Origin of the sequence: Saccharopolyspora oryzae (assembly GCF_027853915.1) — a bacterium.
GTDB lineage: Bacteria > Actinomycetota > Actinomycetes > Mycobacteriales > Pseudonocardiaceae > Saccharopolyspora > Saccharopolyspora oryzae.
Genome location: NZ_JAQGLA010000024.1, coordinates 1 through 22,466 on the forward strand (window position 1 = coordinate 1; position 22,466 = coordinate 22,466).

The 22,466-nt window shown below is 70.2% G+C and carries 17 protein-coding genes; 7 read left to right on the forward strand and 10 right to left on the reverse strand.

The window, feature by feature from the left end:
- Positions 1-499: 499 nt before the first annotated feature.
- The 4 genes from OU415_RS16835 to OU415_RS16850 all read right to left on the reverse strand — a co-directional run bounded on the left by OU415_RS16835 (position 500) and on the right by OU415_RS16850 (position 9,267).
- Positions 500-4,162: an FkbM family methyltransferase gene (locus OU415_RS16835; RefSeq protein ID WP_270949765.1), complete on the reverse strand. Its 3,663-nt coding sequence runs from the start codon at positions 4,160-4,162 to the stop codon at positions 500-502.
- Between the two features lie 364 nt (positions 4,163-4,526).
- Complete coding sequence (gene glnA, locus OU415_RS16840) at positions 4,527-5,870, reverse strand: type I glutamate--ammonia ligase (protein ID WP_270949766.1); 1,344 nt, start codon at positions 5,868-5,870, stop codon at positions 4,527-4,529.
- A gap of 56 nt (positions 5,871-5,926) precedes the next feature.
- Complete coding sequence (locus OU415_RS16845; protein ID WP_270949767.1) at positions 5,927-7,540, reverse strand: SLC13 family permease; 1,614 nt, start codon at positions 7,538-7,540, stop codon at positions 5,927-5,929.
- Positions 7,541-7,683: 143 nt separating this feature from the next.
- Positions 7,684-9,267, reverse strand: a complete 1,584-nt coding sequence (locus tag OU415_RS16850) for an alpha/beta hydrolase (RefSeq protein ID WP_270949768.1) — start codon at positions 9,265-9,267, stop codon at positions 7,684-7,686.
- Positions 9,268-9,350: 83 nt separating this feature from the next.
- Here OU415_RS16850 and OU415_RS16855 point away from each other — a divergent pair, with 83 nt between their 5' ends.
- The 3 genes from OU415_RS16855 (at position 9,351) to OU415_RS16865 (ending at position 15,153) form a co-directional block, all read left to right on the forward strand.
- A complete protein-coding gene (locus OU415_RS16855) occupies positions 9,351-11,096 on the forward strand; it encodes an NAD+ synthase (protein WP_270949769.1) in 1,746 nt (581 codons plus the stop codon).
- Positions 11,097-11,348: 252 nt separating this feature from the next.
- A complete protein-coding gene (locus tag OU415_RS16860; protein WP_270949770.1) occupies positions 11,349-14,336 on the forward strand; it encodes a DEAD/DEAH box helicase in 2,988 nt (995 codons plus the stop codon).
- On the forward strand, positions 14,329-15,153 hold the full coding sequence (locus OU415_RS16865) for an SWIM zinc finger family protein (RefSeq protein ID WP_270949771.1): 825 nt from the start codon (positions 14,329-14,331) through the stop codon (positions 15,151-15,153). Before OU415_RS16860 ends, OU415_RS16865 begins: the two co-directional genes overlap by 8 nt.
- Before the next feature lie 222 nt (positions 15,154-15,375).
- Here OU415_RS16865 and OU415_RS16870 read toward each other — a convergent pair whose 3' ends face one another.
- From OU415_RS16870 to OU415_RS16880, 3 genes are all read right to left on the reverse strand, one after another.
- Complete coding sequence (locus tag OU415_RS16870; protein ID WP_270949772.1) at positions 15,376-15,825, reverse strand: VOC family protein; 450 nt, start codon at positions 15,823-15,825, stop codon at positions 15,376-15,378.
- 177 nt (positions 15,826-16,002) lie between these two features.
- Entirely contained in the window at positions 16,003-16,266 is a 264-nt protein-coding gene (locus tag OU415_RS16875; protein WP_270949773.1) for a DUF1905 domain-containing protein, read from the reverse strand.
- Positions 16,267-16,315: 49 nt separating this feature from the next.
- Positions 16,316-16,714, reverse strand: a complete 399-nt coding sequence (locus OU415_RS16880; RefSeq protein ID WP_270949774.1) for a hypothetical protein — start codon at positions 16,712-16,714, stop codon at positions 16,316-16,318.
- A gap of 164 nt (positions 16,715-16,878) precedes the next feature.
- On the opposite strand from OU415_RS16880, the gene OU415_RS16885 reads away from it, so the two are divergent.
- Complete coding sequence (locus OU415_RS16885) at positions 16,879-17,673, forward strand: transporter substrate-binding domain-containing protein (protein ID WP_270949775.1); 795 nt, start codon at positions 16,879-16,881, stop codon at positions 17,671-17,673.
- A 4-nt stretch (positions 17,674-17,677) separates the two neighbouring features.
- Here the strand turns inward: OU415_RS16885 and OU415_RS16890 are convergent, their stop codons facing one another.
- Complete coding sequence (locus OU415_RS16890; protein ID WP_270949776.1) at positions 17,678-18,106, reverse strand: nuclear transport factor 2 family protein; 429 nt, start codon at positions 18,104-18,106, stop codon at positions 17,678-17,680.
- A gap of 187 nt (positions 18,107-18,293) precedes the next feature.
- Here OU415_RS16890 and panB point away from each other — a divergent pair, with 187 nt between their 5' ends.
- Both panB and OU415_RS16900 read left to right on the forward strand, forming a co-directional pair.
- Positions 18,294-19,148: a 3-methyl-2-oxobutanoate hydroxymethyltransferase gene (panB, locus tag OU415_RS16895; RefSeq protein ID WP_270949777.1), complete on the forward strand. Its 855-nt coding sequence runs from the start codon at positions 18,294-18,296 to the stop codon at positions 19,146-19,148.
- Between the two features lie 60 nt (positions 19,149-19,208).
- Complete coding sequence (locus OU415_RS16900) at positions 19,209-20,099, forward strand: NmrA family NAD(P)-binding protein (protein WP_270949778.1); 891 nt, start codon at positions 19,209-19,211, stop codon at positions 20,097-20,099.
- Here the strand turns inward: OU415_RS16900 and OU415_RS16905 are convergent.
- Positions 20,096-21,073: a glutathione S-transferase family protein gene (locus OU415_RS16905; RefSeq protein WP_270949779.1), complete on the reverse strand. Its 978-nt coding sequence runs from the start codon at positions 21,071-21,073 to the stop codon at positions 20,096-20,098. The genes OU415_RS16900 and OU415_RS16905 overlap by 4 nt on opposite strands.
- A 137-nt stretch (positions 21,074-21,210) precedes the next feature.
- On the opposite strand from OU415_RS16905, the gene OU415_RS16910 reads away from it, so the two are divergent.
- A complete protein-coding gene (locus OU415_RS16910; protein WP_270949780.1) occupies positions 21,211-21,957 on the forward strand; it encodes an SDR family NAD(P)-dependent oxidoreductase in 747 nt (248 codons plus the stop codon).
- A gap of 49 nt (positions 21,958-22,006) precedes the next feature.
- Here the strand turns inward: OU415_RS16910 and OU415_RS16915 are convergent, their stop codons facing one another.
- Positions 22,007-22,393, reverse strand: coding sequence for a DUF4326 domain-containing protein (locus tag OU415_RS16915; RefSeq protein WP_270949781.1), 387 nt, complete (start codon positions 22,391-22,393; stop codon positions 22,007-22,009).
- Positions 22,394-22,466: the final 73 nt, after the last annotated feature.

Below are 22,466 nucleotides of genomic sequence, written 5' to 3' on the forward strand. Positions count from 1 at the left end.
ACACACAGGTCATGGTCGGGGGCATAAAAGAACACTAACCAAAACAGTCCGCTGTTGAGTTCTCAAAGAACACACCCACACCATCACCCACAACCAATTCCAGGCCGTGAAGCTCCGGGGAGCATTTTCTTTCGCTTTCTTGTGTCGGTAACTCTAGCAGGCTCTGTTTTCGGGGTTTCAGGGGGGGTGCCCCTCGCTGATCTCTCCGAAGACCGAGCCTTGCTTCAGTTATCAACGCGCCTGGTTTCCTATCGGATCCCTGGCGACCGCTTTACGTTACCCGGTTCGCTTCGCGGTGTCAAACCCGCGCGTCCCGGCCGGTGTGCGCTCCGCGGAGGTCGTTTCCGTCCTCCTGGGCGCTCCCGCTGCCGTCCTCGCCGGGCTCTTGCGTCCCGGTCCGTTCGGCTTTCCGTGCGGCGAAGAGAAAGTTACGCACACTCTGCGTCAAAGTCAAATCGCCTGGTCAGCCCCTTGACTTCGCTCGGGCAGCGGATCACCGCTACTTGTGCTTCGGGCGCAGCCAGAGCTTCACGGTGCTCGCCGATCCGGCCGCGTTGATGGCTTCTAGCAGGTCAGACGCACCGACCGGGCGGGTTCGGCCGACCGGGACGAGCTCGTAACCCCAGGTTCCGAACTCGCGGAGCGCCGCCGCTGGGTCATCCCCCAGTTGGCTGATCGCCGCCGGGGTGAAGGAGCACACGATCGATGGGCGATCCCTGCGGAGGAGTCGGACCAGGCCGCCGAGCACCCGGTGCACCCGGGCACCGACGTCGACGTGCACGACCGACAGCTTCAGGTCGCGCAGGGCTGCGTGGCCTTCCAGCTCCCGGTCCAGGCGGATGCCTCGCACGGAGGCTTCCTCGCCGTCTTCCGCCGGCGACACCGACAGGCCGCCGGCCAGCGAAGCTTCGGAGGTCATGTCGCACGGGGCGTCCCAGGCCGCGCCTTCCAGAAGCACCATGCGGTGGCCCCACGCAGCTGGGACGTTGACCTCGACGTTGCGCTTGAGCAGTTCCGCGCTGCGCGGGCACGGTTCCACCGCGACCACTGCCCCGCTGTTCCCGAGGCGGCTGAGCACTCGCACGGTTTGGTAGCCGACGTAGGCACCGATGTCGAGGAAGATTCCGTCCGGCTCCAGCAACGAGTCGATCAGCGCGGAGGCGTCGGTGTCCCAGGTCGGGTGCGAGGACAGCCACGGGAGCATGAAGCTGTCGTCGGCGGGCAAGCGCAGCAGGCCTGCGTCGCAGAGCACTGGTGTTGTCGTGCCATCCCCGCCGCCGACGTTGCGCTCGTGCTCGCGGAGCAAGATGCGTTGGAGGACATCGGTGCGCTGCAGGGCGTTCGCGGCGTCGGTCGATGCGGCGCGCACGGAGGCTTCGACGCCCTGGCCGGAGGACTGGCGCTTCTCCAGCGCGTCCATGCGGTCGAGGATCCGCTCGACCGCGCCGGTCAGGCTGTCCAGGCGTTCGGCGAGGGCGTTCACCCGGGAATCGTCGACCGTGCCGGTTTCGAGCTCGCGCAGCCGGCGGTGCTGCTCGGCCAGGTCTGCGCGGGCTCTGACCACTCCGTCCTCGGTGCCCATGAGCTGCGCGCCGAGCTGGTCCTGGCGCTGGGCGAACTGGGCGAGCTCGGCGCGCATCGCTTCCACGTCGCCGTCGCCATCCGCCTCGTACTGGCGGCGCAGGAGCTCCGATGCGGTCTGCTCGACGCCGTCGACCATCGAGCGCATGACGTCGCGGATGTGCTCGTCGTAGTGGCTCAGCGCCTTGAGCACCGCTTTGCGCAGGGCCGGGGCCATCGAGTTGCGGCTGCCGACGCCCGTGTCGGGGGCGCGGTGCAGCGCGTGGCGGGCCACCAGGAGGGGGCGCAGCGGGTCGTCGAACTGGCCGTGGCTGTCGGTCGACCACTTCGTGCGCCAGTTCCGGTAGGCGTGCTCGACCCGCTCGCGGAGGCGGGCGCCTGCTCGGGCCACGGTGTGCGTGGCCAGCAGGTTCTCCCTCGCCGCGACGCCGAAAGCCGCGGTTGCGTCGGCGTCGTCGGCGGCTTGGCGGAGCAGTTCTGCGGCCGCGTCGATGTCGGGTTCGCCAGCGCCCTGGCAGGGCACGAGGCGAGCCGCTTCTGCTCCGAAGATCTCGGCGACCGCGCCGTGGTCCCCGGCGATCACCGGGATGCCGTGCGCGGCGACTTCGAGGAGCCTCAGCACGTGGTCGTCGGTTGCTCCGGCGCGGTGCAACGACGCGAAGCAGTCCGAGGCGGACAGCAGGGCTCGGAGGTCGAACTCCTCCTCGACGAGCTGGATGCGCGGGTCGGCCGCGGTGGCCAGGCGCAGGCGTTCGGCCGCTTCGGGGAACCTGTCCGCGCCGACCACGCCGATCAGCAGGCGCACGTCGTCTCGTTCCGGGAACGCGGCGAGGAATGCGCTGACCACGCCCAGTGCGTTGTCCGCGCGCTCGGCGGCGTGGTCCGCGCAGGAGGCGACGACGAACTCGTCGGACAGCTCGAACCGGGCGCGCATGCCCTTGCGGGTCGGCAGGTCGACGAGGTCGCGTTCGGGTGCGGGCAGCGTGACCACCCGGGTCTTCGCACCGCTGCGACGGGCCGCGGTCCGGCTGTTCTCGGAGAGCACCCAGGTCTCCGCGACGTCGTCGGAGCCGGCCGTGCCGGTGTGCACGTCGATCACGTACCGGCCGACCGGCACCGGCAGGTCGGGGTCGCAGCGCAGGACGACCGGGTAGTAGGCGGTGTCCGCGGACGGCAGGCCGGATGCGCCGACCGCGTCCCGCAGCAGTTCCGCGAGGGGACCTCGGCCCAGGACCGCTACGCCGAGCTGATCCACGAGGGCTGCGCGGTTGCCGGTCCTGCGGTGCACCGCGTCGGCCGGGACGCGGCCGCTGGCCACCCCGACCCCGACGCACCACTCGTGGAAGGCCTCCGCGTCGGCGCCGAACGGGTCCGGGTAGTCGCGGCGCAGGACCGGGTCGTCCGTCCACACCGCTGCCGTCCAGCGCGAACCGCCCGCGGCGCGCTGCTGGTCGTCGGCCGGGGCGCAGGCCCACTCCTGGAACTCCGGCAGCGCGTCCTGCTCGAACGGGCTCGGCGGGGCTTCGCCGTCGAGCCAGGCACCGAGGTAGTCGCGGCGGAGGGTGTTCGGGAGCACCGCACCGTCCGGCAGGGCGTCGAACGGGTGCGGCTCCTCGCGCGTGTAGCCCGCTTCGACCAGCGCGTTCCGGTAGCCGGCGCACAACCCGGCGAGCGCCTGGTGCTCGGAGAGCAGGATGCGCGGGCGGTCGGCGTAAGTCGTGGAGAGCAGCCAGGGGCGCTGCGGTTGGAAGCCGTCGAAGTGCACGCTGCGCAGCACCGCGCCGTCGACCGTGTGCTTGCCTTCGCTGGAGACCGCGAGTTCGCGCTGCGCGGCGTTCCACACCGACAGGCCGACGCCGGGATCGCGGATCACCTTGTGGTCGACGAGCGCCGGGGCGTCGTCGAGGACCGGCGTGACCATCGTCGGATCGCTGCGCAGCTGTTCCACCCAGGTCTCGAGCAGCTGCTCGGCGCCGGGGCGGACCGCGAAGACGCTCGGGTCGAAGGTTCCCGATTCGGCGAGGTCGGCCGGGCTGGGGCGCAGGCCGTCCACCGCGAGCGGGCGCAGCACGCGCGGCACCAGCGCGACCGGGCGGTCCGGGGTCAGGCCGGTCAGCAGGTCGTCGAAGCGGCCGAAGACCTGCACGGACGGTTCGAAGTACAGGGTCGTGTGACCGGTCTTGAGCAGGTGCTGCAGGAACCGCGGGCGCAGGACGTTGCGCAGCTGCTCGGCGGTGCACCCGACGGCCAACCGGGCGAACTCCTGCGGGTCGAGGCCGATGTCGGTGACCGACAACGCGTCCGCCTCCGCCTGGCCCGGCTGGTCCACCAGCAGGAGCGCGAACCTCGCGTCCGGGTGGTGGCGGCGGAAGGTGTCCCGCAGGACCCTGGCGGCCGGGAGCTGGTCCGGGCAGGCCAGGGTGCACCCGAGCAGCGTGCCCGCGGCCGGCTCACCTGGCGTCTCCGCGGGCCACTCCGGTTCGAACAGCTCCGCCGACTGCTCCAGCACACCGGACTGCAGGGAGGACTCCTCGGAGCTCCCGGAGCTGATCGGGTCGTGCTTCGCCTGCGAATCAGTCACGGCCGCAACCTATCGCTACCCGAGCACCGATCAGAAGCCCAACCCCACGAGCCCCGGCGCCGGCGGCGAACTCCGCCCGCACGACGGCGCCGGGGCCTCGATGACCTCGGAAGATCCCGACCGCTCCCCGATCGTTCCGACACGCCTCGGCGTGTCGGGCCGGTTTTAGCTCTGTCTTTGAAACGCCGAAGGCGTTTAGCCCACCTAAGCAACCGGCACCGCCGCGGGTTCTCAGACGCCGCCTGGCGAGGACAGCCCGTTCGCCGTGTATTGGACATACATAAGAACGGGATCCCACAGCCAGGCGGTGTCTGAGGTTCCGCCACCCGCACCGCCACGCAAACCGAGTACGTCAGACAGATTCTCAGAGCATCGGCATCAGGGTGCGTAGCTCGTAGGGCGTTACGTGGCTGCGGTAGGCGTTCCACTCCTCGCGCTTGTTGCGGAGGAAGAAGTCGAAGACGTGCTCGCCCAGTGTTTCGGCGACCAGCTCGGAGGACTCCAGCTCGCTCAGCGCCTCGTTGAGGTTCTGCGGGAGGTTGGCGTAGCCGGCCGCCTTGCGCTCGCGCTCGGTCAGGCCCCACACGTCGTCCTCGGTGGCGGGCGGCAGCTCGTAGCCCTTGTCCACGCCGCGCAGGCCAGCCGCGAGGATCACCGCGTAGGCCAGGTACGGGTTGCAGGCCGAGTCCAGGTTGCGGACCTCGACGCGGCGCGAGGACGCCTTGCCCGGCGAGTACATCGGCACCCGGACCAGGGCCGAGCGGTTCGCGTGGCCCCAGCACACCGCCGTCGGGGCCTCGCCGCCGACGATCAGGCGCTTGTAGGAGTTGACCCACTGGTTGGTCACCGCGCTGATCTCGCGGGCGTGGTGCAGGATGCCGGCCACGAACGCGCGGCCGACGTCGGAGAGCTCGAACGGGTTCTCCGGGTGGTAGAAGGCGTTCTGGTCGCCCTCGAAGAGGCTGAAGTGGGTGTGCATGCCCGATCCGGGCTGGGCGCTGAAGGGCTTCGGCATGAACGAGGCGCGCACGCCTTGGGTCATGGCGACTTCCTTGACCACGTACCGGAAGGTCATCACGTTGTCGGCCATGGTCAGCGCGTCGGCGTAGCGCAGGTCGATCTCCTGCTGGCCGGGCGCGCCCTCGTGGTGGCTGAACTCCACCGAGATGCCCATCGCCTCGAGCGTTTCGATGGCGTTGCGCCGGAAGTGCGGGGCGGCGTCGTGGCTGGCCTGGTCGAAGTAGCCGCCGGAGTCGGCGGGCACCGGCTCGGAACCGTCGTCGGGCAGGTTCTTGAGCAGGAAGAACTCGATCTCGGGGTGCACGTAGCAGGTGAAGCCCGACTCGGTGGCCCTGGCCAGGGTGCGGCGCAGGACGTGCCGCGGGTCCGACCAGCACGGGGAGCCGTCGGGCATGTGGATGTCGCAGAACATCCGGGCCGAGTAGTGCTCGCCGTCCGGGGTCTCCCAGGGCAGCACCTGGAAGGTGGCCGGGTCCGGCTTGGCGACCATGTCCGATTCGTAGATCCGGGCGAAGCCCTCGATGGCCGAGCCGTCGAACCCGATGCCCTCGGCGAAGGCGCCTTCCAACTCGGCGGGCGAGATCGCTACCGACTTGAGCATGCCGAGGACGTCGGTGAACCACAGCCGCACGAAGCGGATGTCACGTTCCTCCAAGGTGCGGAGCACGAACTCCTGCTGGCGGTTCATGCTCGCAGCCTAAGAGTTCCAGCGCCGAATCGCGTAACTGGTCCATGAACCCCGGGTCACCCGAAACCGATGAGGGCGATCATGGGCGGCAGGACGAGGGCGATCAGCACCGCGCCGGCGATGTCGAAGACGGCTCCGGTGCGGATCATCTTGGTGATCGGCACCGCTCCCGAGCCGTAGACCACCGCGTTCTGCGGGGTCGACACCGGCAGCATGAACCCGAAGGACGCGGCGAAGGTCGCGGCCAGGGCGGGCACGAACGGGTTGGTCCCGGCGGCGACCGCGATCGGGATCACGATCGGCACCACGACCGCTGCGGCGGCGGTGTTCGAGGTCGTCTCGGAGATCAGCACCGCCAGCGCGATGGCGAAGATGGTGATCGCGACGGTGCTGGAGAAGCCCAGCGCGTCGGCCGCTCCCCGGCCGATGGTCTGGGCGAGCTCGGTTTCGGCGAGCAGGGAGCCGAAGATGATGCCGGTGCCGAACAGCACCACCGTGCCCCAGTCGATGCGGCTGGCCTCGGTCCAGGTGAGCGTGAAGCGGCGCTGGGACCAGTCGGTGGGCAGCAGGAACAGCAGCGCCGCGCCGAGCACGGCGACGATGCCCTCGTCGAGCCGGTCGCTGATCAGGTCGTAGGCCGGCGAGTCGTTGCCCGCGACCAGCGCGACCACGCCGGGCGTCACCCACAGCGCGACCGTGACGGCGAAGGCGATCAGCGTGTTCTTCTCCGCTCGCGAGAGCTTGCCGAGCTTGGCGCGTTCAGCGGCGACGTAGTCCTCGACGCCGGACAGCTTGTTGATCTCGGGCCGGTTGAGCAGCAGCAAGACGCCGGCCAGCACCGCGAACATCAGCAGGCAGACCGGCGCGGCCATGGCCATCCACTGCAGGAAGGAGATGCGCTGGCCGGTGGCTTCTTCGATCAGTCCGCGGCCGATCAGGTTCGGCGGCGAGCCGATCGGGGTGAGCAGGCCGCCGACGCTGGCGCCGTAGGCGAGCATCAGCATCAGGGCGACTCCGACCCGCAGCCGCAGCGGGTCGAACGGCGCACCTTCCGGCAGCTGCTTGCGGACCAGCTCGGCGATGACCGCGAGGATGCCGACGGCGGTGGGCAGCAGCATCGCGACGGTCGCGGTGTTGGACACCACCGCGGACAGCAGGCAGGTGATCACCCCGAAGGCGATGATCACCCGCGAGGCGCTGCGGCCGACACCGGGCAGCGACAGGATCGTGAACGCGAAACGCCTGGCCACGCCGTGGCGGAGCATCGCTTGGGCGAGGATGAACGCCCCGATGAAGGTGAAGACGGTGGAGGAGCCGAACGGCGCGAGGACGTCGTCGGGCGGCAGGACGCCGAGGACCACCACCGCGCCGACGCCGATGAGCCCGCCGACGGGGATCGGCACCGGTTCGCAGACCCACAGCACGATGACGCCGAGGAGCACTGCGGCGAGCTTGTGCTGGGCCGGTTCGAGTTCGGTCGGCAGCAGGAGGAACAGGACGGTCAGCGCCGGGGCCAGGAACAGCCCCGCGGTGCGGCGGGCCCGCTCGAACCGCTCCTCCGCCGGGGAGAGGACCTGTTCGCCCAATCCCCGGTATGTGCCGCCGGACAGCAGCGCCGATGTCACGCTCTGCTCGCTGGCTCCACGCCCACCTTCGTCCGCTTTGTCCATTGCCAGACGATAGATGCGATGTGATCTGCTTCACCATCGTCCGTTCGGCCGCCTCGGCGGACGCACGGGTTGGTTCGCACGGCGGCAGCCCGGACGTGGCGAAGGGCGCCTCCCCGGCCGGGAGACGCCCTTCTGCACGTTGGTCACTTCGACGAGCAGCGAGCTCCGTCAGCGGGGACCTTCAGGTCGACCAGGTACCGCGTGCCGGCGTCGTCGACGCAGGAAACGCCCTGCATGAACACCGTGTGCTGGGTGCCCTCGAAGGTGAGCAGGCGACCGTGCAGCGCGTCGGCGAGCTTGACGCCCGCGTCGTAGGGCGTCGCCGGGTCACCGGTGGTGGAGATCACCAGCGTCGGGGGCAGCGCGCCGACTTCGGGCTCGGTCGGTTCGCCGGTGACCGGGACCGGCCAGAACGCGCACATGTCGAGCGCCGCGCTCGGCGGGTTGCCGTCGTCGAGGAACGGCGCCGCCTCGCGGTAGCGGCGGTCGGCCTCGCGGCGCACGTTCGGATCCATCACGCGCTGGTCGTCGACGCAGTGCACGGCGTCGAAGGCGTCGTTGGTGTTGGAGTAGCGGCCGCTCTGGTCGCGGCTGAAGTAGCTGTCGGAGAGCGCGAGCAGGGTCCGGCCGCTGCCCTGGCGCAGCTCGGCGAGCCCGCCGTCCAGCTGGTCCCAGAGACTAGGTGTGTAGAGCGCCTGGATCGCGCCCATCGTGGCGTCCTTGTAGGACAGCTCGCGGCCGTCACCGGCGCGCACCGGGCGCTCCACCAGCGGACGGGTGATCTGCTGGAACTGCGCCACCGCGGTCTTCGGGTCGCGCCCCAGCGAGCACTGCTGGCGCGCCGCGCACCAGACCGCGAAGTCGTTGAAGGCGCGCTGGAACCCGGCACCCTGCGCCACCAGCTGGTCGATGGCCGACTGGCCCGGGTCGATCGCGCCGTCGAGCACCATCGCCCGCACGTTGCCGGGGAACTTCTCGGCGAACTCCGCGCCGATCCGGGTGCCGTAGGAGTAGCCGACGTAGTTGAGCTTCTCGTCGCCGAGCGCCGAGCGGAGCACGTCCATGTCCCGGGCGACGTCGCGCGTGCCGACGTTGGCCAGCAGCTTCGGGTTGGTGCGCTGGGCGCACTTGCTCGCGTAGTCGCGCTCCTCGCTCTCGGTCTGCGCCACCCCAGCCGGCGAGGTGTCCGCGTCGGAGTCCAACCGGTCGGCATCGCGCTCCTGGTCGGTCAGGCACCGCACCTCCGGATCGGAGGCGCCGATGCCGCGCGGGTCGAAGCCGATCAGGTCGAACCGCTCCCCCAGCTCGGTGCTGCGAATCGATCCGGCCAGGCTGGCCGCCGTGCTCATCCCGGACGCCCCCGGACCACCGGGGTTGATCTGCAGCGAACCGATCTTCTGCTGCTGGTCGGTGGCCGGGCTGCGCAGGACGCCGATGGTGATCGCCTCGCCCTGCGGGGCGGCGTAGTCCATCGGGACCTGCAGGCGCGCGCACTCGATACCGGGGCTGGCGTAAGCGGTCCGGTCGCTCTCGGTCCGGGCGTAAGGCGCGCAGGGCCCCCACGACAGCTCCTGGCCGTAGAAGCGCTCCAAGCCCGGCGGAACCGGTCCGACCGGACCCTTCCGCTCCGTGTGCGGCTGCAGCGGCTGGGGGCTCTGCGTCGGCAGGCTGCACGCGGCGGCGCCCAGCACGACGACGGCGGAGAGCACTGTCAGTAGGCGGTTCACCACAGGATCGTGACATGCGGGGAGCGGTGTGAGCCGCGCCGGGCGGGACGACACCGCCCGGTCGGGTGCGCGAAGATGGGGCCATGCCCCAGTTGCGCATCGCACTCGCACAGGTCAACGCATGCGTCGGCGACATCGCCGGGAACAGCTCGATGGTCCTGGAGTGGACCCGTCGCGCCGTGCAGGAGGGCGCCCACCTGGTGGCGTTCCCCGAGATGGTGCTGTCGGGTTACCCGGTCGAGGACCTCGCGCTGCGCAAGTCGTTCGCCGCGGCCAACCTCGCCGAGGTCGAGCAGCTCGCCCGCCGGTTGCAGGAGGCCGGTTGCGGCGACGCGCTGGTGATCGTCGGGCACCTCGGCCGCGACGACCAAGGTCCGCGCAACTCCGCGTCGCTGCTCTACGGCGGCGAGATCGTGGCGACCTACCACAAGCACCACCTGCCGAACTACGGCGTGTTCGACGAGGCCCGCTACTTCGCGCCCGGTTTCGACCTGCCGATCGTGCGGTTCCACGGGCTGGACGTCGGCGTGGTGATCTGCGAGGACATCTGGCAGAACGGCGGCCCGGTGGCCGCGCTGGGCCAGGTCGGCGTGGACCTCGTGGTGTGCCTCAACGGCTCGCCCTACGAGCGCGCCAAGGACGACGTCCGCACCCCGCTGGTCGTGCGGCGGGCGGCCGAAGCCGGGGCGCCGCTGGCCTACGTCAACCTGGTCGGCGCGCAGGACGAGCTGGTCTTCGACGGCGATTCGATGATCGCCGCGGGGGACGGCGAGATCACCGCGCGGGCGCCGCAGTTCGCCGAGCACCTGCTGCTGCAGGACCTGGAGCTGACCGCGGGCGGCCACACCTCGACCACGGTGTCCGCCGAGCCGGGTCCGATGCGGATGCCGGCCTTCGACGTGCAGCGGATCGTGGTGCAGCCCGAACCGCTGCCGAGCTACGAGCCGCTGGCGTCCGCTCCCCCTGCCGAGCCGCTGGACGACGAGGCCGAGGTGTGGGGCGCGCTGGTCACCGGGCTGCGCGACTACGTGCACAAGAACGGTTTCCGGTCGGTGACCTTCGGGTTCTCCGGCGGCATCGACTCGGCGGTCGTCGCGGCGCTGGCCGCGGACGCGCTCGGTGCGGACGCGGTGCACGGCGTTTCGATGCCGTCGAACTACTCCTCCGAGCACTCCCGCTCCGACGCCGCCGAACTGGCCGAGCGCATCGGCTGCCACTTCGAGGTGCAGCCGATCGCCGACATGGTCGACGTGTACGTGCGGCAGCTGGAGCTGGCCGGGCTGGCCGAGGAGAACGTGCAGGCGCGCGCCCGCGGCGTGCTGCTGATGGCGCTGTCCAACCAGCGCGGGCACCTGGTGCTGGCGACCGGGAACAAGACCGAGCTGGCGGTGGGCTACTCCACCATGTACGGCGACGCGGTGGGTGCCTTCGCGCCGATCAAGGACGTGCCGAAGACGCTGGTGTGGAAGCTGGCGCAGTGGCGCAACGCGGATGCGGAGAAGCGCGGCGAGGTGCCGCCGATCCCGGAGAACTCGATCACCAAGCCGCCGTCGGCGGAGCTGCGGCCGGACCAGGTGGACCAGGACTCGCTGCCCGAGTACGACGTGCTCGACGTGGTGCTGGACGGCTACGTGGAGAGCGACCGCAGCTACGCGGACCTGATCGCCGAGGGCTTCGACGCCGAGCTGGTCGAGCGGGTGCTGCAGATGGTGGACCGCGCCGAGTACAAGCGGCGGCAGTACCCGCCGGGGACCAAGATCACGTTCAAGGCGTTCGGCCGGGACCGGCGGCTCCCGCTGACCAACCGGTGGCGAGAGATCGCGCCGTGAGCCCGGCTCGTGAGCGGCGATGGTGGTTCTTGCGACCATCGCCGCTCACGAGTCGACGAGCACGCGGGTTCAGGTGTGCGCCCCGCCTCGTGCGGGTTCGCAGTTTCAATTGAAACTGCGGACTGCCGGCGTGTCGGTGCCGGACACGCCGACGGGTGTCGGTGGTCCGCAAATTCAATGGAAATTGGACGTGCGGATTTCCATTGAATTTGCGGATCGCCTGGGACTCGGCGACCGAAGGAGGAACATCCGGTGTGGGCCGTGCACTCGTTGTGCACTGTGGACGGACGTCTGGTGCTGTGGGCGGAGGACTCCGCGCTGCCGGCGCGGATTCCGGGACGCGCACCGCGCGGTCCGCTGGCGCATCCGTTCGCGGTTGCCGGTGAGGCGCTGCGGGATGCGCTGACCGGGGAGCAGTTCAAGGTCAACTCGATCCCGGTCCAGCTGCCGTCCTACGCCTCCGCACCGGTCGCTTCTCCGGAACTGGTCCGGGATCCGCTGACCGCCGGTCCCGCACCGCGCGGGAAGCTGCGGCTGCGCGAGTGGCTGGTGCCCGCTGTGGCCTGCAGCCCGGCGGCGGTCATCGAGCTGCTGGACGAGGGCGTGCCCGGCTGCCGGTTGGGCGCTTCGGCGCATTTCCTGCGCAGCGTCGCCGAGTTCGCCGAACAGCTGGTGTCGCAGGGACGCGTGCTGCCCGCACTGCTGGACGAGAACGAGTGGCCGACCGCGCGGTGGCGACCGGCGTTGTCCAGCACGGATTCAGCGCACTTCGTGGCGCTGCGCGACGCCATGCCACCGGCGTTCCGCTGCGAGCGCGGCGACGCACCGGCCGATGTCCTGCGCAACGCCCTGAACGTGCTGGTCGACGGCATCGTGCGCAGCCGGGTCGCGGAACTCGAGCCGGCCGGAGGCCGGACTGCAGCGGCGGCCTGGCTGAAGGCGTTGACCGGCGAGCCGCGCTTCGACAGCGCCGAGAACCAGGTCCGCAGGCTCGCGCGGCAGTTGGAGACCTGGCGGGCCAGCGGCGGCAGGCAGAACCCGGTGCGGACCTGCTTCCGGCTGCACGCGCCCGAGGACGACGAGGACTGGCGCCTGGAGTTCCTGCTGCAGGCGGTGGACGACCCGAGCGTGCTGGTGTCGGCCGACGAGGTGTGGCGCGCGGACAGCATGGTCCTGCAGCGCTGGACCGACGAGCCGGAGGAGCTGCTGCTCACCGATCTCGGCGAGGCCAGCCGGATCTTCCCCGCGCTGGACGCGGCGCTGCGCGTGCCGCACCCGAGCGAGCTGCTGCTGGACGCCACCGGCGCGTACGAGTTCCTCACCAGCGCTGCGCTGCTGGACCAGGCGGGTTTCGGCGTCCTGCTGCCGTCCTGGTGGGGGCACACCGAGCAGCTCGGGTTGAAGCTGACCGCGTCGAGCACCGGAACAGCCGGTGCCGTGGCCAAGGAGTCCGGCGTCGGACTGGCCGACCTGGTCGACTACCGCTGGGACCTGGCGCTCGGCAACGAGCAGCTGACCGAGTCGGAGCTCGAAGAGCTGGCCGCCGCGAAGGTTCCGCTGGTCCGGTTGCGCGGCCGCTGGGTCCGGATCGACCGCAAGCGGCTCGCGGCCGGGCTGGCGTTCCTGGAGCAGTCCGGATCCGGCCAGATGACCGCCGGTGAGGTGCTGCTGCAGGCCGGGCTCCCCGCGGAGGACGGCGAACGGCCGATGCCGGTCGTGGAGGTCAGCGGACGCGGGTGGGTCGGCGACCTGCTGTCCGGTCAGCTCGAGCAGCACCTGGAACCGGTGGAGCCGCCCCAGGGGTTCAACGCGACCTTGCGCCCGTACCAGCGACGTGGTCTGGCCTGGTTGGCGTTCCTCGACCGGCTCGGGCTGGGCGCCTGCCTCGCCGACGACATGGGCCTGGGCAAGACCGTGCAGCTGCTGGCGCTGGAAGCGCTGGCGCGGGCCGGAGGTTCGCGCGGGCCGACGCTGCTGGTCTGCCCGATGTCGCTGGTCGGCAACTGGCAGCGGGAGGCCGCGAAGTTCGCGCCGTCGCTGGACGTCCACGTCCATCACGGTTCCGACCGGCTCACCGGCGAGGACCTGATGGAGGAGGTCGGCGGGCACGACCTGGTCATCACCACCTATCCCCTGGCCGCGCGGGATTCCGCCGTGCTGCGGGAGATCCGCTGGGAGCGGGTGGTGCTCGACGAGGCGCAGAACATCAAGAACAGCAACGCCCGGCAGTCGCGGGCGGTGCGCGGGCTGTCCGCGCGGCAGCGGATCGCGCTCACCGGCACACCGGTGGAGAACCGGCTCGCCGAGCTCTGGTCCATCATGGACTTCGCCAACCCGGGCGTCCTCGGCTCGCTGAGCACGTTCCGGGCGCGGTTCGCGGTGCCGATCGAGCGCGACGGCGACACCGAAGCCGCGGCGCGGCTGCGGCGGGTCACCGGGCCTTTCGTGCTGCGGCGGGTGAAGACCGATCCGGCGATCATCGACGACCTGCCGGACAAGATCGAGATGAAGCAGCTGTGCAACCTCACCGCCGAGCAGGCCTCGCTCTACCAGGCGGTGGTGGACGACATGCTGGCGCGCATCGCCGACAGCGAGGGCATGGAGCGGCGCGGCCTGGTGCTGGCGACGATGTCGAAGCTCAAGCAGGTCTGCAACCACCCGGCGCAGCTGCTCGGCGACGGCTCCCCGCTGCCCGACCGGTCCGGGAAGGTGGCGCGGTTGGAGGAGATCCTCGAATCGGTGCTGGCCGACGGCGACAAGGCGCTGTGCTTCACGCAGTTCGCGGGCTTCGCCGGGATGCTGGTGCCGCACCTGGCCGCCCGGTTCGACACCGAAGTGCTGTTCCTGCACGGCGGCACGTCGAAGAAGGCCCGCGACGAGATGGTCCGGCGGTTCCAGGAGACCGACGGGCCGGCGATCTTCCTGCTGTCGCTCAAGGCCGGTGGCACCGGGCTGACGCTGACCGCCGCCAACCACGTCATCCACCTCGACCGCTGGTGGAACCCGGCGGTCGAGGACCAGGCCACCGACCGGGCGTTCCGCATCGGGCAGCGCCGGGACGTGCAGGTCCGCAAGCTGACCTGCATCGGCACCCTGGAGGAGAAGATCGACCGGATGATGGCGGACAAGAAGGCGCTGGCGCAGCTGGTGGTCGGCTCCGGCGAGAACTGGCTGACCGAGCTGTCCACCAGCCAGCTGCGCGAACTGGTGGCGCTGGAATCGGAGGCCATCGGTGAGTGACTGGTACGGCGGATTCCCCAAGCCCAGCAAGCCGATTCGGGTCGAGGGCGGCATCAAGGCGCGCAGCAAGCGCGGCGAGATCGCGCAGACCTGGTGGTCGCGCCGGTTCATCGAGGTGCTGGAGTCGTTCGGCATGGGCGGCCGGTTGCAACGCGGGAAGAACTACGCGCGCGCCGGCCAGGTGCTGAACCTGTCGCTGTCGACGAGCGTGGTGGTCGGCCTGGTCCAGGGATCCCGCCCCCAGCCGTACCGGGCGCGGATCGGCATCAAGGCGCTGTCGTCGGCGGAGTGGGACCAGGTCGAGCGGGCGCTGGCCGGTCAGGCGCTGTACGCGGCGAAGCTGCTCGCCGGGGAGATGCCGCAGGACATCGAGGACGTCTTCGCTGAGCTCGGCCTGGAGCTGTTCCCGACGACCATGCGCGAGCTGACCATGGACTGCTCCTGCCCGGACTGGGAAATCCCGTGCAAGCACCTGGCGGCGACCTGCTACCTGCTGGCGGAGTCCTTCGACGCGGACCCGTTCCAGATCCTCGCCTGGCGCGGCCGCTCGCGGGAAGAACTCCTCGACCGCCTCCGCACCCTCCGAGGCACGACCGCCGGACCTGCGGCGGAACAACCGACCGGGCCGGAACCGCTGTCGGCATCCCTGGAAACCTTCTGGACAGCCCCGGAACCCCCGGCTCCGCCGCCGACCACGGGCACCACGGCACCGGACGCGATCCTCGACGAACTCGACCCGCTCCCGGTCAAGATCGGCGACGACTCGGCGGTGGACCTGCTCCGCCCCGCCTACCGGGCGATGACGGCGCCGGAGTAGTCAGGGCTGGTTCGGCGGCGCGGGTGAAAGACATGGAGCGGCTCCTTCCCACTGACCGCGCCCAGCCTCCCACCGCAACGCGATTCGCGCCGAGAACCTCGGACGTCATGCCTGGTCAGGACCCGTGAGTACTTTGGGGTGCTATAGCCCCCCAAAGTACTCACGGGTCTTCACCAGGCCAAACGTTCATCCACATCGGACCGAAGAGTGCCTTCACCATCGTCAGGGGGCTTCGTCGATGGTCGGCATCGGGGGGCCGGTGGGGTGCCAGGTTTCGAGGAAGGCCGGTTGGCGGGACGTTTCCACCAGTTCGATCCGGGCTCCGATCGAGTCCATTCGGTGGTAGGCGAAGGCCCTGCCGTGCGGGCAGCCGGAGAAGTCCTCGGGGATGCCGTGGGATTCCAGGCGCCGGGAGCCGGCTTGCAGGTCCGTCGTCCAGTAGCCGAGGTGGTCGAAGCGGGCTCCCGCCGAGGCGTCCCACGGGCTTCCCGGTGGGCCCTCGATCAGCTCGATGAACGGGGCTCCGCCCCGGGTGAAGACGATGCGGTACTGCCAGTCGCCCAGGGTGCTGGTCTGCGGTTCGCCCCACTCGACGCCGCTGGCGTTCTCGAAGTCGCGCATCGCGCGCTCCAGGTCGGGCACGACGAAGCACACGTGGTAGAAGGACGTCACCGGGGCATCATCCGATCAGCCGGGGCCTGAAGCGATGCGGGGCGCGGGGTGCGGGAGGGAGGTACCCCCAGGTCCCCCCCTCCCGCGTCCCACGCACTCCCCGTCCCATTAGACGTTGAGCCGGCCTTTTGGTTGCATCATGTTTTTCACCGTTTTTCCCAGCGCGGAAATCGCAGGTCAGAGGCGCTCCAGCAGGCGGACGACGACCTCGTCCCCGGCCTGCTTGCCGATCTTCGCCCGGATCGCGGCCTTCACCGGGAGCTTGTGGGTGCCGTCGCCCAGGGCCATGAAGGAGCTCCGGAACGGCTCGCCGTCGACCGTGCCGCGGACCTTCACCAGACCGCGGGTGCCGAAGTACTCCGCCGACCTCGGCCAGACCACGTAGGTCCAACCGCCCGGCTCCGGGCTCTGCAGCAATTCCGCGGTGAACGTCTCGTCCATGACCGACCTCCTCAGTCCTGCCCGGGTAGACCACCGAGCCGCCCAGAACTCATCGCTGCGGGCCTCGGAAACTGCCGTCGCCCAGTTCGTAGCAGGTCGTCGGGTAGTCCGACGGGATCTGGGCGTTGGTGCCGGACACGATCAGCACCGATGCGAGCACCGCGAGCACCAGCACCGCACCCGCGCCGACCGGGATCATCAGGCCCTGCGCCGAGCCCCGCGTCCACTGCTTTTCGGTCACCAAGCGGTTCGCGACGCGTCGGCAGATCGCGAACACCAGAGCACCGATCGGCACCAGGAGGAGGTTGATGACGATCGCGATCGGGAAGACGATGAAGGTCAGCATGAAACCGCCGCCGGCTTCGACGAGATCGCACTTGCGCCAGAGCGTGCCGATCGTCCACATGTCGTAGAAGATCATCAGCAGCGCGAGCGGGAAGACCGACAACGCCGCGATCCCCGCCCAGAAACCAGCAGATCTGATCCTCGTCCGATCTTCCACACCCCTTTGACGCACCGGACGGGCTGCGGTTGCCCGGTGACCGATCCAGGTCTGGATTTTGCCGGTCTGGCGGGTTATGCATGATCGTCCGAGATCGAGAGGTGGGCGGTATGCGGTGGAAGCGGTTCGGGGTCGGGGTCGTCGTGGCCGGGGTCGTCGCGGTGAGCGCGTCGTGCACATCGGCACCGGAGCCCGCGGCTGCCGCCAACCGGTTGGACGAGGTCGTGCAGCGCGGGGAACTCCGGGTGTGCAGCACCGGGGACTACCGGCCGTTCACCTACCGGGATCAGGCCGGTGAGTGGAGCGGCATCGACATCGACATGGCGCACGACCTGGCCGAGCAGCTCGGGGTCCGGGCCACCATCGTGCCCACCACCTGGAAGACGCTGGTCGAGGACTTCACCGGCAAGTGCGACATCGCCGTCGGCGGGGTGTCGATCACGATGGAACGCGCACGCGCCGCGTTCTTCACCAAGGCCTACGTCGTGGACGGAAAGACGCCGATCACCCGCTGCGAGAACGCCGCGCGGTTCCAGACGCTGGAGCAGATCGACCAGCCCGGGGTCCGGGCCGTCGTCAATCCCGGCGGCACGAACGAGAAGTTCGCCCGGGAGCGCCTCAAGCGGGCCACCATCGTCGACCACCCGGACAACAACACGATCTTCCAGCAGATCATCGACGGCAAGGCCGACCTGATGATGACCGACGCCGCCGAGACCCGCTGGCAGGCCAAGCAGCACCCCGAGCTGTGCTCGCTGCACCCGGACCAGCCGTTCACCTTCAGCGAGAAGGCCTACCTGCTGCCGCAGGGCGACGTGGTGTTCCAGCAGTACGTCGACCAGTGGCTCAACCTGGCGATGCACGACGGCACCTACCAGCGCATCTCCGAGCCGTGGATCGGTTGACCGCTCACGCGTGGCGGGCCTTGACCTCCTCGAGCAGGCCCAGCTGGGCCAGCAAGGTCAGCTGGTCGTAGTAGACCTCGCCGCCGATGGCCCGGCCGTGCTGGTCGTAGCGCAACGTCTCGCAGAAGGCGGCGTCCATCTGGCGGCCGGTCGCGGCGTGCCTGCGGAGCTTGCCGTCGTTCAGACCGCGGGCGTGGAAGTAGGCCACCGAGAAACCGGGGCCGTCGACGTAGGACGCGCCGATCACCCGCGCATCCGAGAACGCGCTGATCCACTCCCCCAGCCACTCCTTGAACTGGGCCAGCGTGTGCATGGTGCCGCGCCGCGGGTGGTCGATGTAGGCGAAGTCGGCGCCGATGTAGTGGTCGATCTCGTCGAGTTCGCGCTCGTTGAACAGCTCGTGCAGCTTGCGGTGGGTGTCCTGGTTGCGCATCTCCGATCCCTCCCGCTCCGAATGCTCCGCTCGCGCCGCGCAGTGGCAAGAGGCGAAAGCCTCCCGGTGTGACGTTGCTCCGCCGGGTATCGGGGAAGGCGCCGGACCGTGCGACGCTGTCGGTGCAACCATCCGCAACGACCCGGGGACCTGCTCAGCAGGCCTCGAGGGAACAGGACGGTCAACGATGACTGCTGCCCATAACCAGGGCGAAACGGCTGCTCCGTACGGCTCGACCCCCACCAAGCGGCGAGTCCGGATCCACCACCTGCAGCAGATGAAGGAGCGCGGCGAAGCCTGGCCGATGCTCACCTCCTACGACATGTACACGGCGCGGATCTTCGACGAGGCCGGGATCCCCGTGCTGCTGGTCGGCGACTCGGCGGCGAACAACGTCTACGGCTACGAGTCCTCGCTACCGGTGACCGTGGACGAACTGCTGCCGCTGGTCCGCGCGGTGACCCGCTCCGCCGAGCACTCGCTGGTGGTGGCCGACCTGCCGTTCGGCTCCTACCAGGCCTCGCCGGAGCAGGCGCTGGCCACCGCGACGCGGTTCATGAAGGAAGGGCGCGCGCACGCGGTCAAGCTGGAGGGCGGGCGGCGCTACGCCCCGCAGGTCGAAGCGCTGGTATCCGCCGGTATTCCGGTCATGGCGCACATCGGTTTCACCCCGCAGAGCGAGCACGGGCTCGGCGGGTACCGGGTGCAGGGACGCGGCGACAAGGCCGAGGAACTGCTGGCCGACGCGCTGGCGGTGCAGGAGGCCGGCGCGTTCGCGGTCGTGCTCGAGATGGTGGCGGCCGATGCGGCCAAGCAGGTCACCGCCGAGCTGCGCATCCCGACGGTCGGCATCGGCGCCGGTCCGGACTGCGACGCGCAGGTGCTGGTGTGGACCGACATGTCGGGGATGAACACCGGTCGGACGGCGCGGTTCGTCAAGCGCTACGCCGACGTGGGCGGCATCCTCGCCGACGCCGCGACCCGCTTCGCCGAAGACGTGCGCGGGCGCTCCTTCCCCGCCGCGGAGCACTCCTTCAACTGAGGTGGCGCTGCGGTCGATTGCGGTCAGGATCCGACCGCGATCGACCGTAGCGTGCCGGGCATGGAACACCAGCACACGCGCAGGAAGATCGTCGTCACCACACCCACCGGACACGTGGGCTCCCGAGTCGTGCAGCTGCTCCTGCAAGCGGGAGTCCGCCCGACGCTGCTGCTGCGCGCGCCGGACAAGCTCGACGCTGCGACGCACGACCGGGTCGATGTCGTGCAGGGCGACCAAGGGGATGCGGACGCCGTGATCCGCGCGACAGAGGGCGCGGACTGCCTCTTCTGGGTGGACCCGCCCACACCGGACGACGACCCGGCCGCCGGTTATGCCCGCATGGGCGCCACCGCCGCGCGGGCGGTGCGGGAGAACGACATCCCCCGCACCGTGTTCCTCAGCAGCGTCGGCGCGGAGAAGCGCCACGGAGTCGGTGAGATCGACGGGCTGGCCAGGACCGAGGAACTGCTGAACGCCACCGGGGCCAGCGTGCTGCACCTGCGCTGCGGCTACTTCTTCACCAACCTGTTCATGGAGCTCGAGGGGCTGCGCGAGGGCGTGCTCCGCACCCCGTGGCCCCTCGACTTCGCGATGCCCTGGGTCGATCCTCGCGACATCGGCGAAGTCGCGGTCGCGAGGCTGCTCTCGGACAGCTGGTCGGGGGCCGGCGTGCAGGCCGTGCACGGCCCCGAGGACCTGACCTTCTCGCAGGTGGCCGAGGTCTTGAGCCGAGCAGTGGGGCGCGAAGTGCGCGCTGAGCGGATTTCCGCTGACGAGTTCCGCGCCTCGCTGCGGGCAGCCGGTTTGAGCAGCGGGCAGGTCGAGGGCATCGTCGGCATGTCTACCGGGCAGCTCGACGGCTTCACGCCCGAGGACGAGCGCAGCATCCTCACCACCACGCCGACCACGCTCGCGGCCTGGGCGCACGCACAGCTCCGCCTCGCGCTCTAGGCCGGCGGCGTTCCCTCGCCAAAGGGCTTGCCACCCAACGATTCCCGGCCATGCGGGGTGCGCCAGCCGGATGGGTCCGGGCCGAGCGGGACGATGCCCGTCGGGTTGATCTGGTGGTGCGTCGCGTAGTAGTGGCGCTTGATGTGGTCGAAGTCGACCGTGTCGCCGAAACCCGGGGTCTGGAACAGGTCCCGGGCGTAGGCCCACAGCACCGGGAGCTCGGACAGCTTCTGCCGGTTGCACTTGAAGTGGCCGTGGTAGACCGCGTCGAAGCGGACCAGCGTGGTGAACAGCCGGACGTCGGCCTCGGTGATCGCGTCGCCGACCAGGTAGCGGCGATCGGCCAGCCGCTCGGAGAGCCAGTCCAGGCGGGCGAACAGCCGCTCGAAGGCCTGCTCGTAGGCCTCCTGCGAGGTGGCAAAGCCGCAGCGGTACACGCCGTTGTTGACGTCGGCGTAGACCGCGGCGCTGACCTCGTCGATCTCCGCGCGCAGGTGTTCGGGGTACAGCTGCGGGGCGCCTTCGCGGTGGTGGGCGCGCCACTGCGTGGACAGGTCCAGGGTGATCTGCGGGTAGTCGTTGGTGACGACCTTGCGCTCGGCCACGTCGAGGATCGCCGGAACCGTGTACCGCCCGGCGAACTCCGGGTCGGCGGCCAGGTAGGCCTCGGAGAGGAAGGAGATCCCGGTGACCGGATCGCGGCCGTCCGCGTCGAGGCTGAACCGCCAGCCGCGCGCGTCGCGGATCGGGTCCACGACGCCCAGCGAGAGGACGTCCTCCAGGCCCAGCAGGCGGCGGACGATCACCGACCGGTGCGCCCACGGGCAGGCCAGGCTCACCACCAGCCGGTACCGGTCCGGTTCCACCGGCCACCCGGAGGAACCGTCGGCGGTGATCCGGTCGGTGAACCGGTTCGCCTGCCGCACCCACTCGCCGCGCTTCGACGTCTCCGCCCCGAACTGAGCCTCAGCCATGACCCCACGGTATGCCCCGCCACAAGCACCGCAGTTTCAATTGAAACTGCGGTCTGGTGCGCGCAGTTTCAATTGAAACTGTGGTCTGGTGCCGTGCTGGGTTCCGGTGGTGGGCCGAGCTGCTTAGGGTTCCGGGCATGGATTTGGATCTTTCCGGGCGCTGCTTCATCGTCACCGGCGCCAGCAAGGGGCTCGGGTTCGCCACCGCTCGGGCCTTGGTGGACGAGGGCGCCGACGTCGTCGTCTCGTCCTCGTCCGAGGAGAACACCTCGAAGGCGGTCGGTGAGCTCGGTGACCGGGCGCGCGGGCTCGCCGCGGACCTGACCGACCCCGGCACGCCTCGTCGGCTGATCGACTACGCGCGGGAGCAGTTCGGGCGGCTGGACGGGCTCTTCGTCAGCCACGGCGGTCCGCCGGCCGGGATGCCGAGCGGGCTGGACGACGACGCGCTGCGGCGGGGGCTGGAGATCGCCACCATCGCGCCGATCCGCATGGCGCGCGAAGTCGCCGCTGAGCTCGGCGACGGCGGTTCGGTGGTCGTGCTGACCTCCACCTCAGGTGCTGAGCCGCTGACCGGGCTGGCCAGCTCGAACGTGGCGCGCCCGGCTACCCAGGGCTTCGTCAAGGACCTGGCCAACGAGGTCGGTCCGCGCGGCGTCCGGGTCAACGCGCTGCTGCCGGGTCGCTTCGACACCGAACGCGCTCGCGAGCTCGCCGCCGGGAACCCCCAGTCGCAGGAGGCCGCCGAGCAGGCGGCGGCGCTGCGCCGCTCCGGCGATCCGGCCGAGCTCGCCGCAGTGGCGGCGTTCCTGCTCTCGCCCAAGGCCTCCTACGTCACCGGAGCCGCCTGGACGGTGGACGGCGGGCGTCGCGCCGAGATGTGACCGCTCCGTCGGCGCGCGGTGGTCAATTTCGTGCGAAATTGACCACCGCTCAGCCCGCTCGTCTGGCCAGGACGTCGGCGTGGCAGGGCTTCGGAGCGCACCAGCAGCCCAGCGCTCGACCGGAGAGCTCGCCCTCGCGGAGCTTGGCCAGCAGGTTCGGCTGGTCGTCGAGCCACTGCTCGTAGTGCCGGACCATCGCCTCCCGGTCGACCTTGGCCTCCTTGAGGAACGGGCTGGCGAACTCCGACTCCGGCCACGAGTGCCGCGGGCCGGAGTGCCCCACGTAGGTCAGCAGCCCGGTCTCCTCCAGCCACGGCACCAGGTGCTTGTGCGGGCCGCCCTTGCGGACGTTGACCACGACGGCGTGGCCGTCGAGCAGGGCGTCGGCCCGCTCCCGCTCGTCGTCGCTCCAGGAACTCGCTTCCTCCGGCAGCACCGCCACCACCTCCGAAGCCCAGGGTGCCGCTCCCCCGCCAACAACGCCGGGGCAAACCCCCAGAGCCAGCGGT

Excerpts from the sequence above, each read along its gene's own strand:
- glnA (WP_270949766.1), bottom strand. The coding sequence starts at position 5,870 with ATGAACCGCCAGCAGGAGTTCGTGCTCCGCACCTTGGAGGAACGTGAC.
- OU415_RS16845 (WP_270949767.1), bottom strand. The coding sequence starts at position 7,540 with ATGGACAAAGCGGACGAAGGTGGGCGTGGAGCCAGCGAGCAGAGCGTG.
- OU415_RS16855 (WP_270949769.1), top strand. The coding sequence starts at position 9,351 with ATGCCCCAGTTGCGCATCGCACTCGCACAGGTCAACGCATGCGTCGGC.
- OU415_RS16875 (WP_270949773.1), bottom strand. The coding sequence starts at position 16,266 with ATGGACGAGACGTTCACCGCGGAATTGCTGCAGAGCCCGGAGCCGGGC.
- OU415_RS16885 (WP_270949775.1), top strand. The coding sequence starts at position 16,879 with ATGCGGTGGAAGCGGTTCGGGGTCGGGGTCGTCGTGGCCGGGGTCGTC.
- OU415_RS16890 (WP_270949776.1), bottom strand. The coding sequence starts at position 18,106 with ATGCGCAACCAGGACACCCACCGCAAGCTGCACGAGCTGTTCAACGAG.
- panB (WP_270949777.1), top strand. The coding sequence starts at position 18,294 with ATGACTGCTGCCCATAACCAGGGCGAAACGGCTGCTCCGTACGGCTCG.
- OU415_RS16900 (WP_270949778.1), top strand. The coding sequence starts at position 19,209 with ATGGAACACCAGCACACGCGCAGGAAGATCGTCGTCACCACACCCACC.
- OU415_RS16905 (WP_270949779.1), bottom strand. The coding sequence starts at position 21,073 with ATGGCTGAGGCTCAGTTCGGGGCGGAGACGTCGAAGCGCGGCGAGTGG.
- OU415_RS16910 (WP_270949780.1), top strand. The coding sequence starts at position 21,211 with ATGGATTTGGATCTTTCCGGGCGCTGCTTCATCGTCACCGGCGCCAGC.